The organism is Variovorax sp. 20P10.2.4 (assembly GCF_058244205.1).
Map to the genome: position 1 here is coordinate 13,468 of NZ_JBZAYE010000019.1, position 17,084 is coordinate 30,551.

Here is a 17,084-nt window from a genome sequence, read left to right on the forward strand (position 1 = left end):
TCGCCTCTACTTCAGCCCCGTCCAATGCGCGGCGAACGCCCACTTGTCGGCCAGCTCGTCGATCACCTTCTTCATCGGCTTGCCGGCACCATGGCCCGCGCGGGTCTCGATGCGCACGAGATGCGGCCGCGACCCGGTGTCGGCGGCCTGGATGGCCGCGATGTATTTGAAGGTGTGTGCGGGCACCACGCGATCGTCGGTGTCAGCGGTGGTGGCGAGGATCGCGGGATAGCGCCTGCCGGCGGCCACGTTGTTATACGGCGAGTAGGCCAGCAAGTTGTCGAAGTGCGCCGGGTCTGCCGGATCGCCATACTCGCCCGTCCACAGGTGGCCGCCGGTGAATTGGTTGAAACGCAGCATGTCCATCACCCCAACGCCCGGCAAGGCGGCCGCGAACAACTCGGGGCGTTGATTGACGACCGCGCCCACGAGCAGGCCACCGGCGGATTCCCCATGGACTGCCAGGCCATCTTCGGATGCGATCCCGCGGTCGTGCAGATACTCGGCGGCAGCGATGAAGTCGTCGAAGCTGGTCTGCTTCCTGTCCATGCGCGCGCCGTTGTGCCAAGCCTTGCCGTACTCCCCGCCGCCACGGATGTTGGCAATGGCCAGCACGCCGCCCTGCTCGACCCACGCCAGCTGGTCGGGTGAATAGAACGGAACCATGCTGATGCCGAAGCTGCCGTAGCCGTGCAGCAGCGTGGGCGCCGCGCCGACGACGTCGTCGCGCCGCACGATGAACATCGGCACGCGGGTGCCGTCCTTCGCGCCGTAGAAATGCTGCTCGACCACGATGCGTTCCAGATCGACACCCACCTTCGGTGCTGCCCACACGGCCTGCGTGTTGGCGGCCACGTCGTAGCGATAGATCGTGGTCGGCGCATTGAAGCTGGTGAAGACGAAGAAGGCTTCGTTGTCGTCGCGATGGCCCTGGAAGCCGCCCGCGCTGCCGATGCCCGGCAACGCGATCGTGCCGTCGGGCCGGCCGTCGAGCGTGTAGCGCCGGATCTCGCTCTTGACGTCGACGAAATAGGTGGCCATCAAGCGCCCGCCGACCAGCCAGGCATGGCTCAGCACCGCAGTGTCTTCGGGCACGAGTTCGACCGCGACCGGATTCTCGGCCGCGAGGTCGAGGGTCACGATCCTGCGGCGCTCCGCCGCATGGCTGGTCAGCACATAGAGCGTGCTGCCCATGTCGCCGACCACCGTCCATTCGTTGTCGAAATCCACGACCAGCGTGCGCGTATCCCAACCGTCGCTGGCGAGGTCCACGACGGTCAGCGAATTGGTCTGGGAGCCCGGCGTGGAGTAGATCAACGCATGGCGGCCACTGTTGGTGACATCGGGGAAATGCAGTAGCTCGGGCCGCTCGGGCGTCGCGTACAGCAGCCGGTCTTCCGACTGCCGCGTACCGATCGCATGAAAGTAGACCGCGTGGTTGGCAAGGGCCGCCTGTGACGCGGCACCGTCGCCTGGCTCGGGATAGCGTGCATAGAAGAAGCCGGAACCGTCGGCGGCCCACGCGATCGCCGTGAACCGGACCCACTCGATCCTGTCTTCGAGCACCTCGCCGGTGGCCGCATCGACGACCTTGATGGTCCGCCAATCGGTACCGCTCTCCTGAACCGCATAGGCGACATGGCCACCGTCCCTGGATGCGGCCCACTCCGCCAGCGCCACGGTGCCGTCGTCGGACCATGTGTCGGGATCGAGGAGCACACGGTCCTCCCCCTCCACGCCCTCGCGCACGAGGAGCGTGGGCTGGTTCTTCAGGCCGGACTGGCGCAGGTGGAAGTAGCACCCGCCGCGCGGGTGGGGCGCGGTGAAATGCTCGTGGTCGAACAGCGCGGTCAGCCGCTCGCGAAAAATATCGCGCGCGGGCAGCGATGCCAAGGCGCCCGCCGTCAGTTCGCTCTGCGCCTGGATCCAGGCGGCCACGTCGGCGTCGCTGCGCGCGTCCGCCTCGAGCCAGCGAAATGGGTCGGCGACCTTTAGCCCGAACAGCTCATCGACGACGTCGACACGACGGGTTGTGGGGTAGGCCATCTTGGTCATGAGGGGTTCGGACACCTTGTTCAGCTTCCAGCTTTGTCTTTAGGGAGATCTCGAGATACCGCATGCGCAGGGAAATGCGGCACCACGAACTCGCCAAGCTCCTGGACCACCTCGGCCGCCGGGCGCGATCCGTATTTGAGATTGAAGCCGACGTGGTTCACGCCAATGTCCCTCAAGGCGCCGAGGTACTCGACGAGAAAGCGATGGCCGGACTTGAAGCCCAGGAAGATGGGCGTGGGCGCTGCATCGGGATCTTCGGCCAGATCGATGTAGAGCGACTGGGCAAAGGGCTTGAAGCCCTGGTGCAGCGAGCGCCATTGATGGATCGTCACGGCCTGCGGGTCCACGTTCTGCGGGTAGTGGAGCCATCCATCCGCGTGCTGCGCGATCCACGCGACCGACTGGCGCGAGTTGCCCGTGACCAGCACCGGAATGTCGCGCAGCGCCGGCTTGGGCAGCGTGTCGCCACCCGACAGGTCGACCCTGGGTGTGGCGACACGCGGGAAGTCCTCCCGCCAGGCCGTCCGCATGACGGCGAGTGCTTCATGAAACAGCTCGCCGCGGTTGTCGAGCGATTGGTTGAAGGCTGCGAATTCCGTCGGCCGGTCGCCGGTGGCGAGCCCCAGCACCAGGCGCTGGTTCGAGAGCCGGTCCACGGACGCGGCGGCCTTGGCGACATGCAGGGGATGCCGCAGCGTCGTGATGATGCTGCCGGTGGCCAGCGCGATGCGCGAGGTGTGCGCCCCCACATGGCCCATGAACACCCAGGGGTCGTAGATATGCCCCACGTCGCCGAAGGAAGGCACATGGAGGGGCACGTCCCTGAAATAGAGCGCCGCGAAGCCGTGCGACTCGGCCATCTTCGCGATGCGGACCTGGCTGGCCACGTCCATCTCCGGGATCGCGCCCTGGTAGGACTCGATCGCGAAGAAGAGGCCCAGCGTCAGGTGCCCGTCCTTGAACATGGCCGAGTAACCGGGGTGCCGGTCGAAGTTCGTCATGCCTTCCAACTCACTGCCCGTGCCGCGGCGGTTCGGCCAAAGGCGACTTTTCCAGCTTGCTCTTGCGCTGGTAGGCGCGCCAAGTCATGGCCCAGTGCTCGGGGTTGTCGATCAACGCGTTCTTCAGTCGATGCACCGCCTGGTTGTGCGGAGCCGTCTTCACGAGCTCGGGATTCGAATAGGCCTCGTCGGAGATTCGGGCCAACACGGCAATCCAGGTGTCGAGGGCTTCCTTGCCATACATCTCGCCCGCCTCCGGCGTGAAGGGCTCGGGAACCAGCCACGGATGGTGGCTGGTCCACATCGGGTCGATGCCGAAATCGGCCATGCGGTTCTGCACGTCATGCACGTCGACGCCGGTGTCTTCCTTGAGCTGCTGGAGGCTGTAGCGCGTCATCTCGAGGCGTGGGCTCTTCGCATCGGGATGGGAGCGCGTGACGCCGCGAATCGCGAGCAGGCCACGCTCCATGTAGTTGTTCGCGAGCACCGACAGGTCCGAGGCCTCGGCCATGCCTTCGGCCCCCATGGAACGCGACCACGCATAGGCCTTGACGATCACCGGCAGGTTGCCCCAGAACTCGCGGATCTTGCCGCAGCTCTGCGGCCGGTCGTAGTCGAGGCTGTAACGCTCGCCGTCGAACGCCACCAGCGGCTTGGGCATGAAGGGCGCGAGTTCGGCCGAGCAGCCATAGGCACCGACCGCGGGACCACCTACCCCGCTCTTGGGCGCGCCGAAGGTCTTGTGCAGCATGAACATGCAGGCATCGAACCCCAGCTCGCGGGCGCGGATCTTGGTCATCGCACCGTTGAAGTTCGCGTGGTCGTAGAAGCTGATGCCGCCCGCTTCGCGCACGATGCGGGTCCACTCGCGGATCTCCGGGTTGTAGACGCCCATGTCGTCGGGGTTGTTGAGCATCAAGGCGGCCGTGCGGTTCGAGACGGCGGCCTTGAGCGCTTCGAGCGACGGGTAGCCGTTCTCCTCGATCATCAGCGTGATGACCTTGAACCCGGCCGCGGCGGCGGTGGCCGCGCTGCTGGGATGGGTCTGGATCGTGGTGATGATCTCGTCGCGCTGCGCGAGCTCGCCCCGGGCCGCGTGGTAGGCCCGGGTCACGGCGCAGCTCGTGTAGGCGGCGTCCGCGCCGCCACCGGCCTGGAACACGAACTGGTCCATGCCCGAGAGCTCGCGCAGGATCTTGTCCATCCCGTGGACGATCTCGAGCGCTCCCTGCATCGTGTCCTCGTCCTGGTACGGATGCAGGTGCGTGACCTCGGGCCGCCAGGCCATCGCCTCGTTGATCTGCGCGTTGTATTTCATCGTGCAGGTGCCGAACAGGCTGATGTTCATCATGCCCAGGGTCTGCTGGGACAGGCGCAGATAGTGGTAGAGCACCTCGGGTTCCGACAGCTCCGGCAGCGCGGGCTTGCGCGCTCGCCGCATGGTCGAGGGGATCAGGCTCGCGGCGTCGCCGACCGTGGCGCGCACCGTGTCTTCGACGGGAGAGAAGAGAACGCCTCGGCGCCCTGGATGGCCCATTTCGAGAATGACGGGCTCGCTCCATACCGGAGCGTGATATTCGCGCAGCTTGGTGTTCATGGTTGGATCGCTTTCTGGATGGCGTCGGCCAGGCGCTCGATGTCGGCCAGCGTGTGGATTTCGGTCACGCAGTACAAGGCGCTGGCGCCGAGCGCCGGGAAGTCCTTGCTCAGGTCCTTGCCGCCGAAGATGCCGAGCGCGAGCAGCCGCTTGTTGATCTGCGCCACGGGCACCCCGGTGCCGTCGAAGTTGACGACGAACTCCTTGAAGAAGCCATCGGGAAAGACGACGCGCACCCCGGGAATCCGGCCCAGCACGCGGGCGGCATGGTGCGCTCGCTGCAGGATCAGCTCGCCGACTTCCTCGAAGCCCTGAGGACCCATCATGGCCATGTACACCGAATTGGCGATCGCCCACATGTACACGGAATGCCCGGTCCAGTCGTTGCCCTTGTCGCGCAGCCCGTACGACGATTGCTCGAACAGGCTCAGGCCGAATCCGTACTCGCCCTCCTTGGTGGTCTCGGAGATGCTGATGAACAGCGTCGGGTACTGGTGCGCATAGCGCTCCTCGTCGCGCGAGGCGATGAAGCCGGCGGCGCCGCCGCCGCCGTTCATGTGCACGCCCAGCGGCTGGGTCGTTCCCACGACGATGTCGGCGCCATAGTGGACGGGGGCGGACAGCACGCCCAGGGAGATGGCGTCCACGCCGACGATCACCTCGGCCCCCACGGCGTGGGCCAGTTCGGCGATCTGCGCGCCGTGCTGCTCGATCACGCCGAAGTACGACGGCGTTTCGAAGTACACGGCGGCGGTCTTCGACGTGAGCGTCGCGCGCAGATGGTCGAGATCCATCAAGCCGGTCGCGGGGTCGTAGTCGACCATGCGTATCGCGATATGGCTGGCCATGTCGACCGGCTCGCACAGGCTCTGGATGACCGCGAGCCGCTCGGGGTCGATCGCGCGAACGACGACGACCTCGTTGCGGCTCGTGATTCTCGATGCCATGCGAATGGCGTGGCCGGCGGCAACGCCCCAGCTTCGCACCGGCAGCCCGACCAGGTCCATGTCGAGCAGCTCACCGAGCTGGCTGCAGAACTCGAACCACGCCTGGTTGCGGCCATGGTCGGAACTGGGCTCGCCGAAGACCGAGGTCAACCATTCGTTGCGGCGCACGACCTCGTCGCAGGCAGCAGGCACGTGGTGCTGCCAGCAGCCGGCGCCGAGAAAGTTGAGGTTCTGCTCGGCGGTCCTGTTCCTGGCGAGCGTCGTCACCATGTGCCGGCGCAGCTCGCTTTCGGTGAGCGCCGGCGGCAAGTCGATCGGACGCTGCAGGCGATGTTCGCGCGGAATCTGCTCGAACAATTCTTCGATGGTCTCCACGCCGATGGCGTCGAGCATCTCCCGCTTGATCGCGGGGACCGAGTTCGCCATGTAGGGATGGGCGGTACCGTTATTCATCTGGTGTTCCTTCACTTGAATCTGGTATGGATAGGGTCACGATCTGACTTTGAAATACACCGTGCGATCGGGCGCCGTGCGAAGCGGCAGGTAGCCGCTCAACATGGCGTCCACTTCTTCGTCGCCCGTATCGACGTGCAGCGCACCCGATTCCAGGGCGACGAGTTTCTCGAGGGTCGCGACGATCTGGATGTGGTCGCGTCCGACCTGGCGAATCACGTCCGCGCTGATCTGCTGGTTCCCTCGACCGAACAGGCTGCCGTGCCCGCCGAGCACGCTGACGACGATGTAGCTTTCGCGCCCCTGCATCAGTTCGAGCAGCGCGTGCTCATCGAGGTCGGCGCCGACGAGTGCGCCGTCGAGCACGGCGTCCACGCCCAGCAGCGTCTTGGGCAAGCCGAGTGCCGACATCACGCGGCGCGTCGTGGTGCCCGGCCCCAGGATGTAGAGGCAGCCGGGGCGCATCTGGCGGGCCAGTTGCCGCGACACGGCCTCGAGCGCCACGTTCTCGGACAACCCCGATCCGGCCTTGGCGTTCTGCGCCAGCTGACGGTGATGCGGGCTCTGGGCGTAGCCGTAGAGTCGGGCCGACATCCTGTCCTCCCGCATCGCCATCTCGTCGATGTCCATCACCTCGGCCTCGCGAAGCCGCACCGATGGATCGCCCTCGATGAAGCGTGCCGCCAGGTCGCCCGCGTTCAGGGCGCTCGTGCCGAAGACGGCCGAGTACATCTTCACGCCCGTTGGAATTCCGAGCATCGGCACTCGATCACCGGCAACGCTCAGCACGTCGCGCGCGGTGCCGTCTCCCCCTGCGAACAGCAGGAGGTCAACGCACTCGCGCAGCATCGCGGCCACGGCCTCCCGCGTGTCCGCGGGGGTGCTGCCCGCATGCGGCTTGCCGTGGACCACGACCGGATGCAAGCCGGCCTGCCGCGCGACATCCTCGCCGAGCTCTCCCTGCGCCGTGACCAGCGAGAACTCGGCCTTCGAAGCCACCAGCTTCTTCAGGGCCTGCAGGGCTCTTTCGCTCGAGACCGGCCGCGCACCCCGTCGCCTCGCCTCGTCCAGCACGTCGGCACCATCGGTCCCCTTGAGGCCGACGCGCCCGCCCATGCCTGCGATCGGATTGACGATGAGGCCGATCTTCTTCGCGCTCGCGACTCGGCGAGGGGGCGCGTCGCCGGTGGCGGCGACCAGCACGTTCCGGTCAGTCATCGGGGTGGTCCTGTTCGACATCGGGCATCGCGCCCGGACTACAGGCGCGGCTCCTTTTGCGGCTCACCCCCGCCCCAATAGAGCCAGGTCCAGCCATCGGTCTTGCGCCTGAAGATTCCGGTCGCCACGTACGGGACCACCGCCGGCGCACCGGCTTCCATCTTGTGGCCGTCGATGCGGATCTGGGCCCAGGCGATGTCGCCCTGCATCCAGCACAGGACGACCTTCGGCTCCCACCGAATACCCAGCGTGGTCACCCATCGCACGCCGGCCTGTGCCTTCTCGGGTCCGATGAAGTACTCGTCGAGGCCGGAGCCGGCGATCACGATGTCAGGGTCCGCGAAGTACGCGGCGACGCCCGAGTCGGGCGTGGAGAGCGCGTGCAGCGTCTGCGCGATGAAGCCATGGAGGGACTTCCGCGTCGCCGCGTCGGCAATCATGGATGGCGACTGGTAACCGATGAGACTTTCGATCATGAATACTCCTGTGCAAGGACGGGGTGGGTGGACGAGCAAGAAAACCGGGCGTGCGCAGACCCTCCCCACGTGTGGTGGAGAGTCCGCGGCATGGGTGTGCCGCTACATGGCGGGGGAGCTAGGGGGCTTCGGCCTGGCGCGCGCTCATTCGAGCGCCTCCGCCGAACTGGCCTTGCGGCGGAGCTGGAACTTCTGGATCTTTCCGGTCGCCGTCCTGGGCAGCGCCTCGAATCGAACTTCGCGCGGGATCTTGTATTTGGCGAGCATCGTTCGGCAGTGGGCCATCAGTTGTTCCGCCGTGGCCTCGGTGCCCGGCCGCAACTCGACGAATGCCAGGGGCGTCTCGCCCCATCTGGCATCGGGCTTGGCGACGACAGCGCACGACAGCACGGCCGGATGGCGATACAGGGCGTCCTCGACCTCGATGGAGCTGATGTTCTCGCCGCCGGAGATGATCACGTCCTTGCTGCGATCGCGAATCCTGGCGTAGCCATCGGGCTCCAGGACCGCGAGGTCGCCCGTATGGAACCAGCCGCCCTCGAAGGCGCTGTCGGTGGCGGCCTCGTTCTTCAGGTAGCCCTTCATCACGATGTTGCCGCGAAACATGATCTCGCCGATGGTTTCGCCATCGGCGGGCACCGCTTGCAGGGTGACCGGGTCGCGCACCGTCATGTCTTCCTGCAGCGGATAGCGCACGCCTTGCCGTCCGTTCAACCGCACCTGCTCGGCCGGACTGGCCTGGTCCCAGGACGGTTGTCTGGCAGAAACGGCCGCGGGCCCGTACACCTCCGTCAGTCCGTAGACATGGATCATCTCGATGCCGAGACGGGCCATGCCCTCGATCATGGCGGCGGGTGGTGCGGAGCCCGCGACCATCGCGCGGACCTTGTGCGCGATCACCAGCCTGTCTTCGGCAGGTGCCGCGATCAGGAGGTCGTGCACGATCGGTGCGGCGCTGTAGTGGTCGGCCCCGTGGTCCCGCATGGCGGCGAAGATCGCCTTGGCTTCCACCTTCCGCAGGCACACATGCACCCCGCCGAGAAGCGCCACCGTCCAGGGGAAACACCAGCCGTTGCAATGGAACATCGGCAGGGTCCAGAGATAGCGTGCGAAGGGAGGCATCGTCCAGACCGCGACGTTGCACACCGCGTTCAGGTACGCCCCGCGATGGTGTGTCACCACGCCCTTCGGATCGCCGGTGGTCCCCGAGGTGTAGCTGACGGCGATCGCATCCCACTCGTCGAGCGGCCCTTGCAGCTTGGGCACCGGCAGGTGGGAAGCCAGGAGCGCCTCGTACGCGTGCTGGCCGACGCGTTCGTGAGGACCGATGCGTTCGGAATCGCACACGTCGATCACGATCGGCGTGCGGCCATGGACCTGCTTCAGCGCGCGCAACGCTTGCCGCATGACCGGTGCGAACTCGCTGTCGGTGATCAGCACCCGGGTCTCGCAGTGGTTCATCTGCCAGGCCAGCAGGTCCGCATCGAGCCGGGTGTTCAGCGTGTTCAGCACCGCGTTGATACCCGGCACCGCGTAGTGCGCTTCGATCATCTCGGGCGTGTTGGCGAGCATGACGCTGACCGTGTCGCCGCGTCGAACCCCGAGTTCGCGCAGCGCGGCAGCCAGCCGGGCCGACCTGTCCCTGCATTGCGACCAGCTGAAGCGGCGATCGCCGTGAATCACGGCGGGCATGTCGGCGAAGACCTGCGCGCTTCGCTCGATGAAGCTCGTCGGCGACAACGGCTCGAAGTTCGCCGCGTTCCGACCCAACCCCTGCTCATAGATGTTCATCGCGATTCCCTCGGCTGCGATCGATTCCAGGATGTCCAGGCGGCGGCGCGACGCTTTCCAGAGCACCCGCCAGCAACTAACATACGCCTCGTATGTGAGTATGCTATTTCACATACGCGACGTATGTCAATTCACATACGCCGCGTAGGTCAATTTGAGGATTTCATGGCACAGAAGCGTTCGGACATGATCTTGGAGACCCGTGCCAAGCTCATCAAAGCGGCAAGAGAATCGTTTGCCACCCAGGGATTCGCGCAGAGCTCGATGGACGTGCTGACCGCCCAGGCCGGGCTCACGCGCGGCGCCCTCTACCATCACTTCGGGGACAAGAAGGGCTTGCTCGAGGCGGTGATCGCGCAGATCGACGCGGAGATGACGGCCCGGCTCACCGCCATCGTCGATGAAGCGAAGACGACCTGGGACGGCTTCATCGACGAAAGCATTGCCTACATCAAGATGGCGCTCGAGCCGGAGATCCAGCGCATCGTGTTTCTCGACGGACCGGCGGTGCTGGGAGATCCATCGCGCTGGCCCAGCCAGAACTCCTGCATCATGAGCACGCAGCGCAGTATCGAGAAGCTCATCGCCGAGAAGACGGTGCGGCCCGTCGATGCGCCCGCCACGGCGCGACTGATCATGGGCGCATTGCTCGGGGCGTCGTTGTGGATCGCCAGCGCGGAGGACCCGCACGAGGCTTCCCAGAAGGCGATCGACGGTTTCCTCGCTCTTGCATCCGGGTTGCGTCTCGCCGCGGTTTAGGCGAGGCGGCCTCGGTCAGTTCATCGCATCGTGCAAGCCATCACGCCCCGGCCATGGCGATCGGCCCCGTGAATGCCGCAGGCAGCAGGATCTTGCTTTCCTGCGCCACGAAGAAGCCGATGAACAGTTCCACCGCGCGTTGCCATTGCGGATCGGCCGCGAGCCGGTCGCGCCGCGACTGGCGCTCGTCGAGGCTGTCGAAGCCCCACAGGTGGACCACCTGGTTCAAGGGCCCGATCTCGCTGCGGTACGACCCCAGGTAGTTGCCGAGGATGCTTCGCTGCAGCGCGAGGCCTTCGGCTTCGTAGATCCGGAAGTACTCCGCCGTGGTGCCAGGGCGAAGGGTGTAGGTGCGCATCTCGATGATCATGGTGGTTCAGTGCATTCCGAGGTGGTGTTCGATCAGGGCCGGATCCGCGCGCAGTGCCGAGGTGCTCCCCGCGAACACGACGTGCCCGGTGTTGATGACCACGGCATCGTCGGACAGCTCGACGGCCAGCCGCAGGTTCTGCTCCACCAGCACGATCGTCAGCCCCTCGGCCTTGAGCAGCGCGATGGTGCGCGAGACCTCGACCACGATCTGCGGCGCGAGCCCTTCCGAGGGCTCGTCGAGCAGCAGCACGCGCGGATTTCCCATCAGCGCGCGCGCGATGGCCAGCATCTGCTGCTCGCCGCCCGACAGCGAACCGGCCGCCTGGTGGCGCCGTTCGGACAGACGCGGGAACAGCTCGAAGACGCGCGCCATGGTCCATGCGGCGCAGCCCGCGTGGCGCGGCGGCTGCTTCGCGACATCGAGGTTCTCCTTCACCGACAGCGTGGCGAACACGCGCCGGCCCTGCGGCACCAGCCCGATGCCCAGGCGCGCGATGCGCTCGGGGCTCGCGCGCCCGATCGCTTCGCCGAACAACGCGATGCGGCCGCGGCCGCCGGCCAGCAAGCCCATGATGCTGCTGATGCAGGTGGACTTGCCCGCGCCGTTGCGACCGAGCAGTGCCAGCACGGTCCCCGCGCGCACCGAGAAGCCCACGCCGTGGAGCACTTGGCTGTCGCCGTAGAGCGCATCCACGCCGGCCAGCGTCAATGCCGTTTCATTGGCCAAGATAGATCTCCCGTGTCCTGGGGTGGTTCACCACCTCCGCGCGCGTGCCCTCCACCAGGATCTTTCCGTAATGCAGCAAGGTGATACGGTCGGCGAAGTCGAGGGCCACGTCCATGTCGTGCTCGATCATCACGACCGTGGTCTCCCTCGGTATGCGGTCGAGCAGCTGCCGGATCGCCACGCGCTCGCCCTGCGACAGGCCGGCCAGCGGCTCGTCCAGCAGCAGCAGCCGGGGCCGCTGCACCAGCGCCATCGCGATCTCCACGCGCCGCTTCTCGCCATAGGACAAGGTACCGAGCCGACGCCGCGCGGCGTCCTGCAGTCCGACCATCTCGAGCGCTTCCTGCGCGCGCTCGTCGAAGCCGGCCTCGGGGCGCATCGGGTGCCAGGCGGTCCAGCGCAGCGGCGAGCGGCCGAGCAGGCTCAGCATCAGGTTCTGCGCCACAGTGTCGCGGTCGAACAGCGTGATGATCTGGAAGGTGCGCGCCAGCCCGAGCTGCGCGCGCTGGTCGCTGCGCAGCGTGGTCACGTCCTGGCCGAAGATGCGGATCTCGCCGGCATCGCTGCGCAGGTCGCCGGCGATCAGGTTGAACAGCGTGGTCTTGCCGGCGCCGTTCGGACCGAGCATCAGCCGCCGCTCGCCCTGTGCGATCGCGAGCGAGACGTCCTGGGTCACGGGCAGCCCGCCGAAGGATTTCGCGAGATGGCGGATCTCGAGCGCGGGCGCATTCATGGCCGCTCCTCCCGCGCCGCGCCGAACAGGCGGCGCACGCCGGGCACCACGCCCTGCGGCATCCAGACGACGATGAACACGAACACGAAGCCCAGCAACATGTTCCAGCGCTCGACGTAGCCCGAGACGTAGTTCTTGAGCAGCAGCACGATCGCCGCGCCCACCACCGGCCCGGCCAGCGTCCCGGTGCCGCCGGTCATCACGCCGAGCAGGGCTTCGGCCGAGGAGCCCAGTGCCAGCGAGCTCGGATGGATGTACTTGTGGTAGTAGACATAGAGCAGGCCCGAGACGCCGCCGAGGAAGCCGACGAACACGAAGGCGATCCAGCGCACCCGCCAGACGTCGTGGCCCAGCGCCGCCATGCGCCGCGGCTGGTCGCGCGTGCCGCGCAGCGAGGTGCCCAACGGCGAGGCGACGAAGACCATGAGCACCGCCATCCCGAGCGCCACCACCGCCAGCGTGAAGTAGAAGAACGGCGTCGAGGCGTTCAGGTCCACCCCCGGCAGCGAAGGCCGCCCCAGGCCGGCGAGGCCGTTGTCGCCCCCGGTCACCGAGGACCAGCGGTAGGCCAGCCCCCAGAGCACCTGGCTCAATGCGAGCGTGATCATCAGGAAGCCGATGCCGCTGGCGCGCAGGGCGATCCAGCCGAACACCGCGGCCGTCAGCACCGCGGCGGCCAGCGCGAGCGGCGCGGCCGTCCAGGCATCGAGGCCCTGCGAGGTGGTCAGCCATGCGCTGCCGTAGGCCGCCATGCCGAGGAAGGAGGCATGGCCGAGCGAGGTCAGGCCGCCATAGCCGACGAGGATGTTGAGGCTGGAGGCGAACAGCGCGGCGATCAGGATCTGCGTCGCGAGGTTGACGTAGTACTCGCCCGCGACCCAGGGCATGGCGGCGAGCGCGGCCAGCAGCGCCAGCCAGCCGGCGATGGTGCGGGTCATGCGGCGATCCTCCCGAACAGGCCGCGCGGGCGGAAGGCGATGACGAAGATCATCGGCAGGAACAGGATCACGTAGGCGAGGTCGGGCAGCAGCGCGGTGCCGAAGGTGTAGATCGCGCCGATGACGAAGCTGCCGACGAAGGCGCCAAGCAGGCTGCCCACGCCGCCGAGGATGACGACGATCAGCGCCAGCGGCAGCATGTCAGCGTCCATGCCGGGATAGGCCGAGAGGATCGGCGCGCCGAGCACCCCGCCGATGCCCGCGAGCGCGGCGCCGAGGCTGAACACCAGCGTCAGCAGGCGCGACACCGGTACGCCGACGGCGCGTGCCATCGGCATGTCGTCGACGCCCGCGCGGATCATGGCGCCCAGCCGGGTGCGGTCGATCATCAGGTGCAGGGCCAGCGCGATCGCGGCCGCCACGCCGAGCAGGAACAGCCGGTAGGCGGGAAAGGCCATGCCGAAGACCACCAGCGGCTTGCGCAGCAGCTCCGGCGTCGCGAGCGGGATCGGGTCGCCGCCCCACAGCAGCAGGCAGGCGTCGGCGATGATAAACGACAGCCCCAGCGTGGCCAGCACCTGGTTGAGCGCGTTGCCGGCCAGCCGCCGGATCAGGAAGCGCTCGACCAGCGCGCCGAGCACGCCGAGCGCGACGCCAGCCGCGAGCACGGCCAGCCACAGGCTCGCGACGCGGCTGAACACCATCACGCCGAGGTAGGCGCCGAGCATGAAGAAGGCGCCGTGCGAGAGGTTCGCCGTGCGGATCAGGCCGAAGATCAGCGAGAAGCCGGAGGACAGAAGGAACAGCACCGCGCCCAGCGAGAGGCTGTTGAGCGCCTGCAGCACCATGAATTGCGTCGAGGGCATGCGCTCAGCTCTCCAGGTGCCTGGCCAGCGGAAAGCTGCGCGAATACACCGGCTCCTTGAGGAAGGCCGCGGGCTCGTACTTCCAGAACTGGCTCACGTTCGGGTAGGTGTCGATCACCGAGTTGACGAGGCGCCCCTCCTTGCGGACCACCTTGCGGATGTAGACGTCGCCCACCACGTTGCCGTAGGCGTCGAACGAGACCGGCCCGCGCGCGGTCTTGGCGAGCTTCACCTCGCGCAGCGCCTTCATGAAGACGGCCTTGTCCTCGGCCTGGCCGTTGGCGGCCGTCACCGCCGCCTCGAAGACGGCGCCGTTGACGTAGCCCATGGCCGCGTAGAGGCCGGGGTCGTAGCGCGTCTCGGCGCGGAAGGCGGCCGAGAACTTGCGGTTCACCTCGTTGTCGAGTTCGGCGGAGTACCAGCAGGCGGTGAGCACGCCGAGGGCCTCGTCGCCCATGTTGCGCAGCACCGACTCCTCGAGCGCCGTCATGTTGCCCACCACGGGCAGCTTGCCCGCCAGGCCGTACTCGTTGAACTGGCGCAGGAAGCGGAAGCCGTTGGAGCCCGCGAAGCCGATGAAGATCGCGTCGGCGTCGGTCTTGAGCTGCGCCAGGTAGCTGCCGTAGTCCGGCACCGTGAGCGGCGAGAAGAGGCGCTGCACGACCTTGCCGCCGGCGTCCTCGAAGGCGCGCTGGAAGCCGCCCACGGTCTCGTGGCCGAAGGCCAGGTCGTCGGCGATCACCACCATGCGCTTGTACTTGAGGACCTTCGCGCAGTAGTCGCCCATGGGATGCGAGCACTGAGCCGAGGTGGCCGTGGCGCGCACCGCCCAGGGATTGGTCTTGCGCTGCGTCATGTCCTCGGCGCCGGGCATCCACAGCGTGGGCACCTGCTGCTGGCGGACGTAGTCGTCGATGGCCAGCGCCTCGAAGGCCGCCATCGGTCCGGTGAGCGCATGCACCTTGTTGCGCTCCACCAGCTCCTGCGCCTTGGTGCGCGCGGTGGCCGGCACGCCGGCGGTGTCGGCCACCACCAGCTCGACCTTGCGCCCGCCGAGGGTCTGGCCGCGCTCGCGCAGGTACTGCTGCAGCGAACGCTCGATGTCGAGGCCGCCCGAGGCGAGCGGGCCGGTGCGGATCGTCAGCAGGCCCAGCCGGATCGGCCCGGACTGCGCCCGCGCCAGCGGCGGGCAACTGGCCAGTGCCGCGGCGCTGCCCGCGGTCGCGATGAATTGGCGGCGATCGATGCTCATGTCTTGTCTCCTTGTGGTTGTGGCGCCGGTACGTGTCTCGCCGCGCCTAGTCGGGAATGACGGGCAGCAGGATGAAGGGCGGGTCGGCCGGATCGCAGTGCAGCGTGCTGCGCCCGCCGTAGATCTCCGCGGGCCGGTCGCGCGGATCGTTGTGCAGGAACGGGCCGCAGCCCTTGAGCTCGTTCTTCAGGTTCGAGAGCTTCAGGCCGGTGCTCGCCTGCCACTCGTAGTCCTTGCCGCGCACCGACAGCGCGATGCGGTAGCCGGCCGGCACCACGATCGAGGTCGGCAGCACTTCCACGTCGAGGTCCACGGGCTGGCCGGGCTCGAGCGGCTCGAGCGCGTCGTGCGGGTGGTAGGGACGGTAGGGCTGGCTGAGCCGCGGATCGAGCTTGCGGTGCGAGGCCCGCAGCCAGCCCTGCCCCACGGGCGTGTGCGGATCGAGCGCGCCCTGGAAGGTGATCTCGCGCAGGTCGCTCGTGAAGACGCGCAGCACCAGGAACACATCCGCATCGGCGGTCGACGACGACAGCCGCAGGCGCGCGGCCGAAGGCCCGGTGATCTCGGTGTCATGTGCCAGCGGCAGCGACATGAAGGTCAGGCCGTCGCCCAGCGCCTCGTAGTCCACCGTGGCCGGCGCGGCGGGCGGCTCGGTGCGCAGCGAATGGTCGCCGAAGTGCAGGTAGTAGCGCGTCCAGCGGGTGCGCGCCAGCGGCCACTCGTGCTCCGGCCGCTCGACGAAGCGGTCCACGTGCCGCACCTGCAGCTGCACCTTGGGCCGCTCGCGCCAGCCATTGGCCTCGCCCTTGAGGTAGTGGTCGAAGAAGCGCTTCTGCAGCTGCACGCCGTAGTCGGTGTAGAAGTGCGTCCAGTGCGCCAGGCCGTGCGCCTCGAGCCATTTCTCGGACGAGGCCGCGCGCGCGATGGCCTCGAAGTTGCCGCGCGTGTGCAGCCCCTGCCCGCCCCAGTTGGCGGCCGAGAGGAAAGGCACGCGGATCCGGTCCCACACGGCCGAGCGTTCGCGGTGCCAGGCGTCGTCGAGCGGATGCCCGAGGATGTCGTCGCCGAACTGCGAGCGGTTGACCTGCAGCTGCGCGTCGGACAGCGTCTCGGGACCGCACACCGTGTCGCCGTGCACCTTGCTGCGCGGGCCGCGCTCGCCGAGGCCGTGCTGCACGGTCTTGACCTGCATGTCGTACCAGTTGGCCCACATGGTGCTGAGGATGCCGCCGTGATGCGTGGCGTCCCGGTACCAGTCGGAAGCGCCTTCCCAGATGCACATCGCGGCCAGGTGCGGCGGCTGCAGCGAAGCCACCTGCCACTGGTTCATGCCGTAGTAGGAGATGCCGTTGAGGCCGACCTTGCCGTTGCTCCACGGCTGGACGCCGGCCCACTCGATGGCCTGGAAGAAGTCCTGCGTCTCGCGCGCCGAGAAGTGGTCGACGAAGCCCGGCGAGCGGCCGCAGCCGCGCGAGTCCACGCGCACGCATGCGTAGCCGTCGGGCACCCACTTCTCGGGGTCGACCACCTCCCAGCTCTGGTACTTGTTGGTCGAGCCCGCGCCGACCTCGGGGAACTCCAGCACCATGCCGTTCCACGCGCTCGGATAGCCCTCCTGGAACGACAGGCCCTTGGCGTACGGGCCGCAGGTCAGCACCACCGGGTAGCGGCCCGGCGCCTCGGGGCGGAAGACGTCGGCGCGCAGCACCAGGCCGTCGTCCATGACGATGGGCACGTCCCAGTCGATGCGCATGCCATCGCGGACTTCGGAACGGAGGGGTTCGACATTGCTCATGGTTGCTCTGCTTCTCGTTGAATGGAATGCGTGGGCTTCAGCGGCCGCCGGAGACGTCGACCAGCGCGCCGTGCACATAGCTCGAGGCGTCGCCGGCCAGCCAC

At 67.5% G+C, this 17,084-nt stretch carries 15 protein-coding genes; 1 reads left to right on the top strand and 14 read right to left on the bottom strand.

What is annotated here, in order from left to right:
• Positions 1-6 precede the first annotated feature (6 nt).
• The 7 genes from AC27VN_RS03550 to AC27VN_RS03580 form a co-directional block, all read right to left on the bottom strand.
• Positions 7-2,055, bottom strand: a complete 2,049-nt coding sequence (locus AC27VN_RS03550; RefSeq protein WP_490875655.1) for a prolyl oligopeptidase family serine peptidase — start codon at positions 2,053-2,055, stop codon at positions 7-9.
• Positions 2,056-2,075: 20 nt separating this feature from the next.
• Positions 2,076-3,056 (bottom strand): LLM class oxidoreductase, encoded by a 981-nt coding sequence (locus tag AC27VN_RS03555; protein WP_490875656.1) that lies wholly within the window; start codon positions 3,054-3,056, stop codon positions 2,076-2,078.
• Between the two features lie 10 nt (positions 3,057-3,066).
• Positions 3,067-4,653: an aminomethyl-transferring glycine dehydrogenase subunit GcvPB gene (gene gcvPB / locus AC27VN_RS03560; RefSeq protein WP_490875657.1), complete on the bottom strand. Its 1,587-nt coding sequence runs from the start codon at positions 4,651-4,653 to the stop codon at positions 3,067-3,069.
• Positions 4,650-6,053: an aminomethyl-transferring glycine dehydrogenase subunit GcvPA gene (gene gcvPA / locus AC27VN_RS03565; protein WP_093345221.1), complete on the bottom strand. Its 1,404-nt coding sequence runs from the start codon at positions 6,051-6,053 to the stop codon at positions 4,650-4,652. The genes gcvPB and gcvPA overlap by 4 nt, the downstream gene beginning before the upstream one ends.
• Positions 6,054-6,089: 36 nt before the next feature.
• Positions 6,090-7,271 (bottom strand): ATP-NAD kinase family protein, encoded by a 1,182-nt coding sequence (locus AC27VN_RS03570; protein ID WP_490875658.1) that lies wholly within the window; start codon positions 7,269-7,271, stop codon positions 6,090-6,092.
• Positions 7,272-7,309: 38 nt separating this feature from the next.
• Complete coding sequence (locus tag AC27VN_RS03575; RefSeq protein ID WP_296783961.1) at positions 7,310-7,747, bottom strand: nuclear transport factor 2 family protein; 438 nt, start codon at positions 7,745-7,747, stop codon at positions 7,310-7,312.
• A gap of 144 nt (positions 7,748-7,891) precedes the next feature.
• Positions 7,892-9,538, bottom strand: coding sequence for an acyl-CoA synthetase (locus AC27VN_RS03580; protein WP_490875659.1), 1,647 nt, complete (start codon positions 9,536-9,538; stop codon positions 7,892-7,894).
• 186 nt (positions 9,539-9,724) lie between these two features.
• Here AC27VN_RS03580 and AC27VN_RS03585 point away from each other — a divergent pair, with 186 nt between their 5' ends.
• Positions 9,725-10,297, top strand: a complete 573-nt coding sequence (locus AC27VN_RS03585) for a TetR/AcrR family transcriptional regulator (RefSeq protein WP_398492474.1) — start codon at positions 9,725-9,727, stop codon at positions 10,295-10,297.
• A gap of 40 nt (positions 10,298-10,337) precedes the next feature.
• Here the strand turns inward: AC27VN_RS03585 and AC27VN_RS03590 are convergent, their stop codons facing one another.
• From AC27VN_RS03590 to AC27VN_RS03620, 7 genes are read right to left on the bottom strand one after another with little or no spacing between them, the layout of a single operon-like run.
• Entirely contained in the window at positions 10,338-10,667 is a 330-nt protein-coding gene (locus AC27VN_RS03590; protein WP_490875660.1) for an NIPSNAP family protein, read from the bottom strand.
• A gap of 6 nt (positions 10,668-10,673) precedes the next feature.
• Positions 10,674-11,396, bottom strand: coding sequence for an ABC transporter ATP-binding protein (locus tag AC27VN_RS03595; protein WP_490875661.1), 723 nt, complete (start codon positions 11,394-11,396; stop codon positions 10,674-10,676).
• Complete coding sequence (locus AC27VN_RS03600) at positions 11,386-12,129, bottom strand: ABC transporter ATP-binding protein (protein WP_490875662.1); 744 nt, start codon at positions 12,127-12,129, stop codon at positions 11,386-11,388. Before AC27VN_RS03600 ends, AC27VN_RS03595 begins: the two co-directional genes overlap by 11 nt.
• The gene (locus AC27VN_RS03605) at positions 12,126-13,067 is read right to left on the bottom strand and encodes a branched-chain amino acid ABC transporter permease (RefSeq protein WP_490875663.1); all 942 of its coding nucleotides are present in this window, start codon (positions 13,065-13,067) and stop codon (positions 12,126-12,128) included. Before AC27VN_RS03605 ends, AC27VN_RS03600 begins: the two co-directional genes overlap by 4 nt.
• The gene (locus AC27VN_RS03610) at positions 13,064-13,933 is read right to left on the bottom strand and encodes a branched-chain amino acid ABC transporter permease (protein WP_208514078.1); all 870 of its coding nucleotides are present in this window, start codon (positions 13,931-13,933) and stop codon (positions 13,064-13,066) included. The genes AC27VN_RS03605 and AC27VN_RS03610 overlap by 4 nt, the downstream gene beginning before the upstream one ends.
• 4 nt (positions 13,934-13,937) lie before the next feature.
• The gene (locus tag AC27VN_RS03615) at positions 13,938-15,185 is read right to left on the bottom strand and encodes an ABC transporter substrate-binding protein (RefSeq protein WP_490875664.1); all 1,248 of its coding nucleotides are present in this window, start codon (positions 15,183-15,185) and stop codon (positions 13,938-13,940) included.
• A 46-nt stretch (positions 15,186-15,231) separates the two neighbouring features.
• Positions 15,232-16,980, bottom strand: coding sequence for a CocE/NonD family hydrolase (locus AC27VN_RS03620; protein ID WP_490875665.1), 1,749 nt, complete (start codon positions 16,978-16,980; stop codon positions 15,232-15,234).
• Positions 16,981-17,084 lie beyond the last annotated feature (104 nt).

Bases quoted from the DNA above. Each gene is read 5' to 3' on its own strand.
- AC27VN_RS03585 (WP_398492474.1), top strand. From the start codon at position 9,725: ATGATCTTGGAGACCCGTGCCAAGCTCATCAAAGCGGCAAGAGAATCG.
- AC27VN_RS03605 (WP_490875663.1), bottom strand. From the start codon at position 13,067: ATGACCCGCACCATCGCCGGCTGGCTGGCGCTGCTGGCCGCGCTCGCC.
- AC27VN_RS03575 (WP_296783961.1), bottom strand. From the start codon at position 7,747: ATGATCGAAAGTCTCATCGGTTACCAGTCGCCATCCATGATTGCCGAC.
- AC27VN_RS03615 (WP_490875664.1), bottom strand. From the start codon at position 15,185: ATGAGCATCGATCGCCGCCAATTCATCGCGACCGCGGGCAGCGCCGCG.
- AC27VN_RS03610 (WP_208514078.1), bottom strand. From the start codon at position 13,933: ATGCCCTCGACGCAATTCATGGTGCTGCAGGCGCTCAACAGCCTCTCG.
- AC27VN_RS03555 (WP_490875656.1), bottom strand. From the start codon at position 3,056: ATGACGAACTTCGACCGGCACCCCGGTTACTCGGCCATGTTCAAGGAC.
- AC27VN_RS03580 (WP_490875659.1), bottom strand. From the start codon at position 9,538: ATGAACATCTATGAGCAGGGGTTGGGTCGGAACGCGGCGAACTTCGAG.
- AC27VN_RS03590 (WP_490875660.1), bottom strand. From the start codon at position 10,667: ATGATCATCGAGATGCGCACCTACACCCTTCGCCCTGGCACCACGGCG.
- AC27VN_RS03550 (WP_490875655.1), bottom strand. From the start codon at position 2,055: ATGACCAAGATGGCCTACCCCACAACCCGTCGTGTCGACGTCGTCGAT.
- gcvPB (WP_490875657.1), bottom strand. From the start codon at position 4,653: ATGAACACCAAGCTGCGCGAATATCACGCTCCGGTATGGAGCGAGCCC.
- AC27VN_RS03620 (WP_490875665.1), bottom strand. From the start codon at position 16,980: ATGAGCAATGTCGAACCCCTCCGTTCCGAAGTCCGCGATGGCATGCGC.
- AC27VN_RS03570 (WP_490875658.1), bottom strand. From the start codon at position 7,271: ATGACTGACCGGAACGTGCTGGTCGCCGCCACCGGCGACGCGCCCCCT.
- gcvPA (WP_093345221.1), bottom strand. From the start codon at position 6,053: ATGAATAACGGTACCGCCCATCCCTACATGGCGAACTCGGTCCCCGCG.
- AC27VN_RS03600 (WP_490875662.1), bottom strand. From the start codon at position 12,129: ATGAATGCGCCCGCGCTCGAGATCCGCCATCTCGCGAAATCCTTCGGC.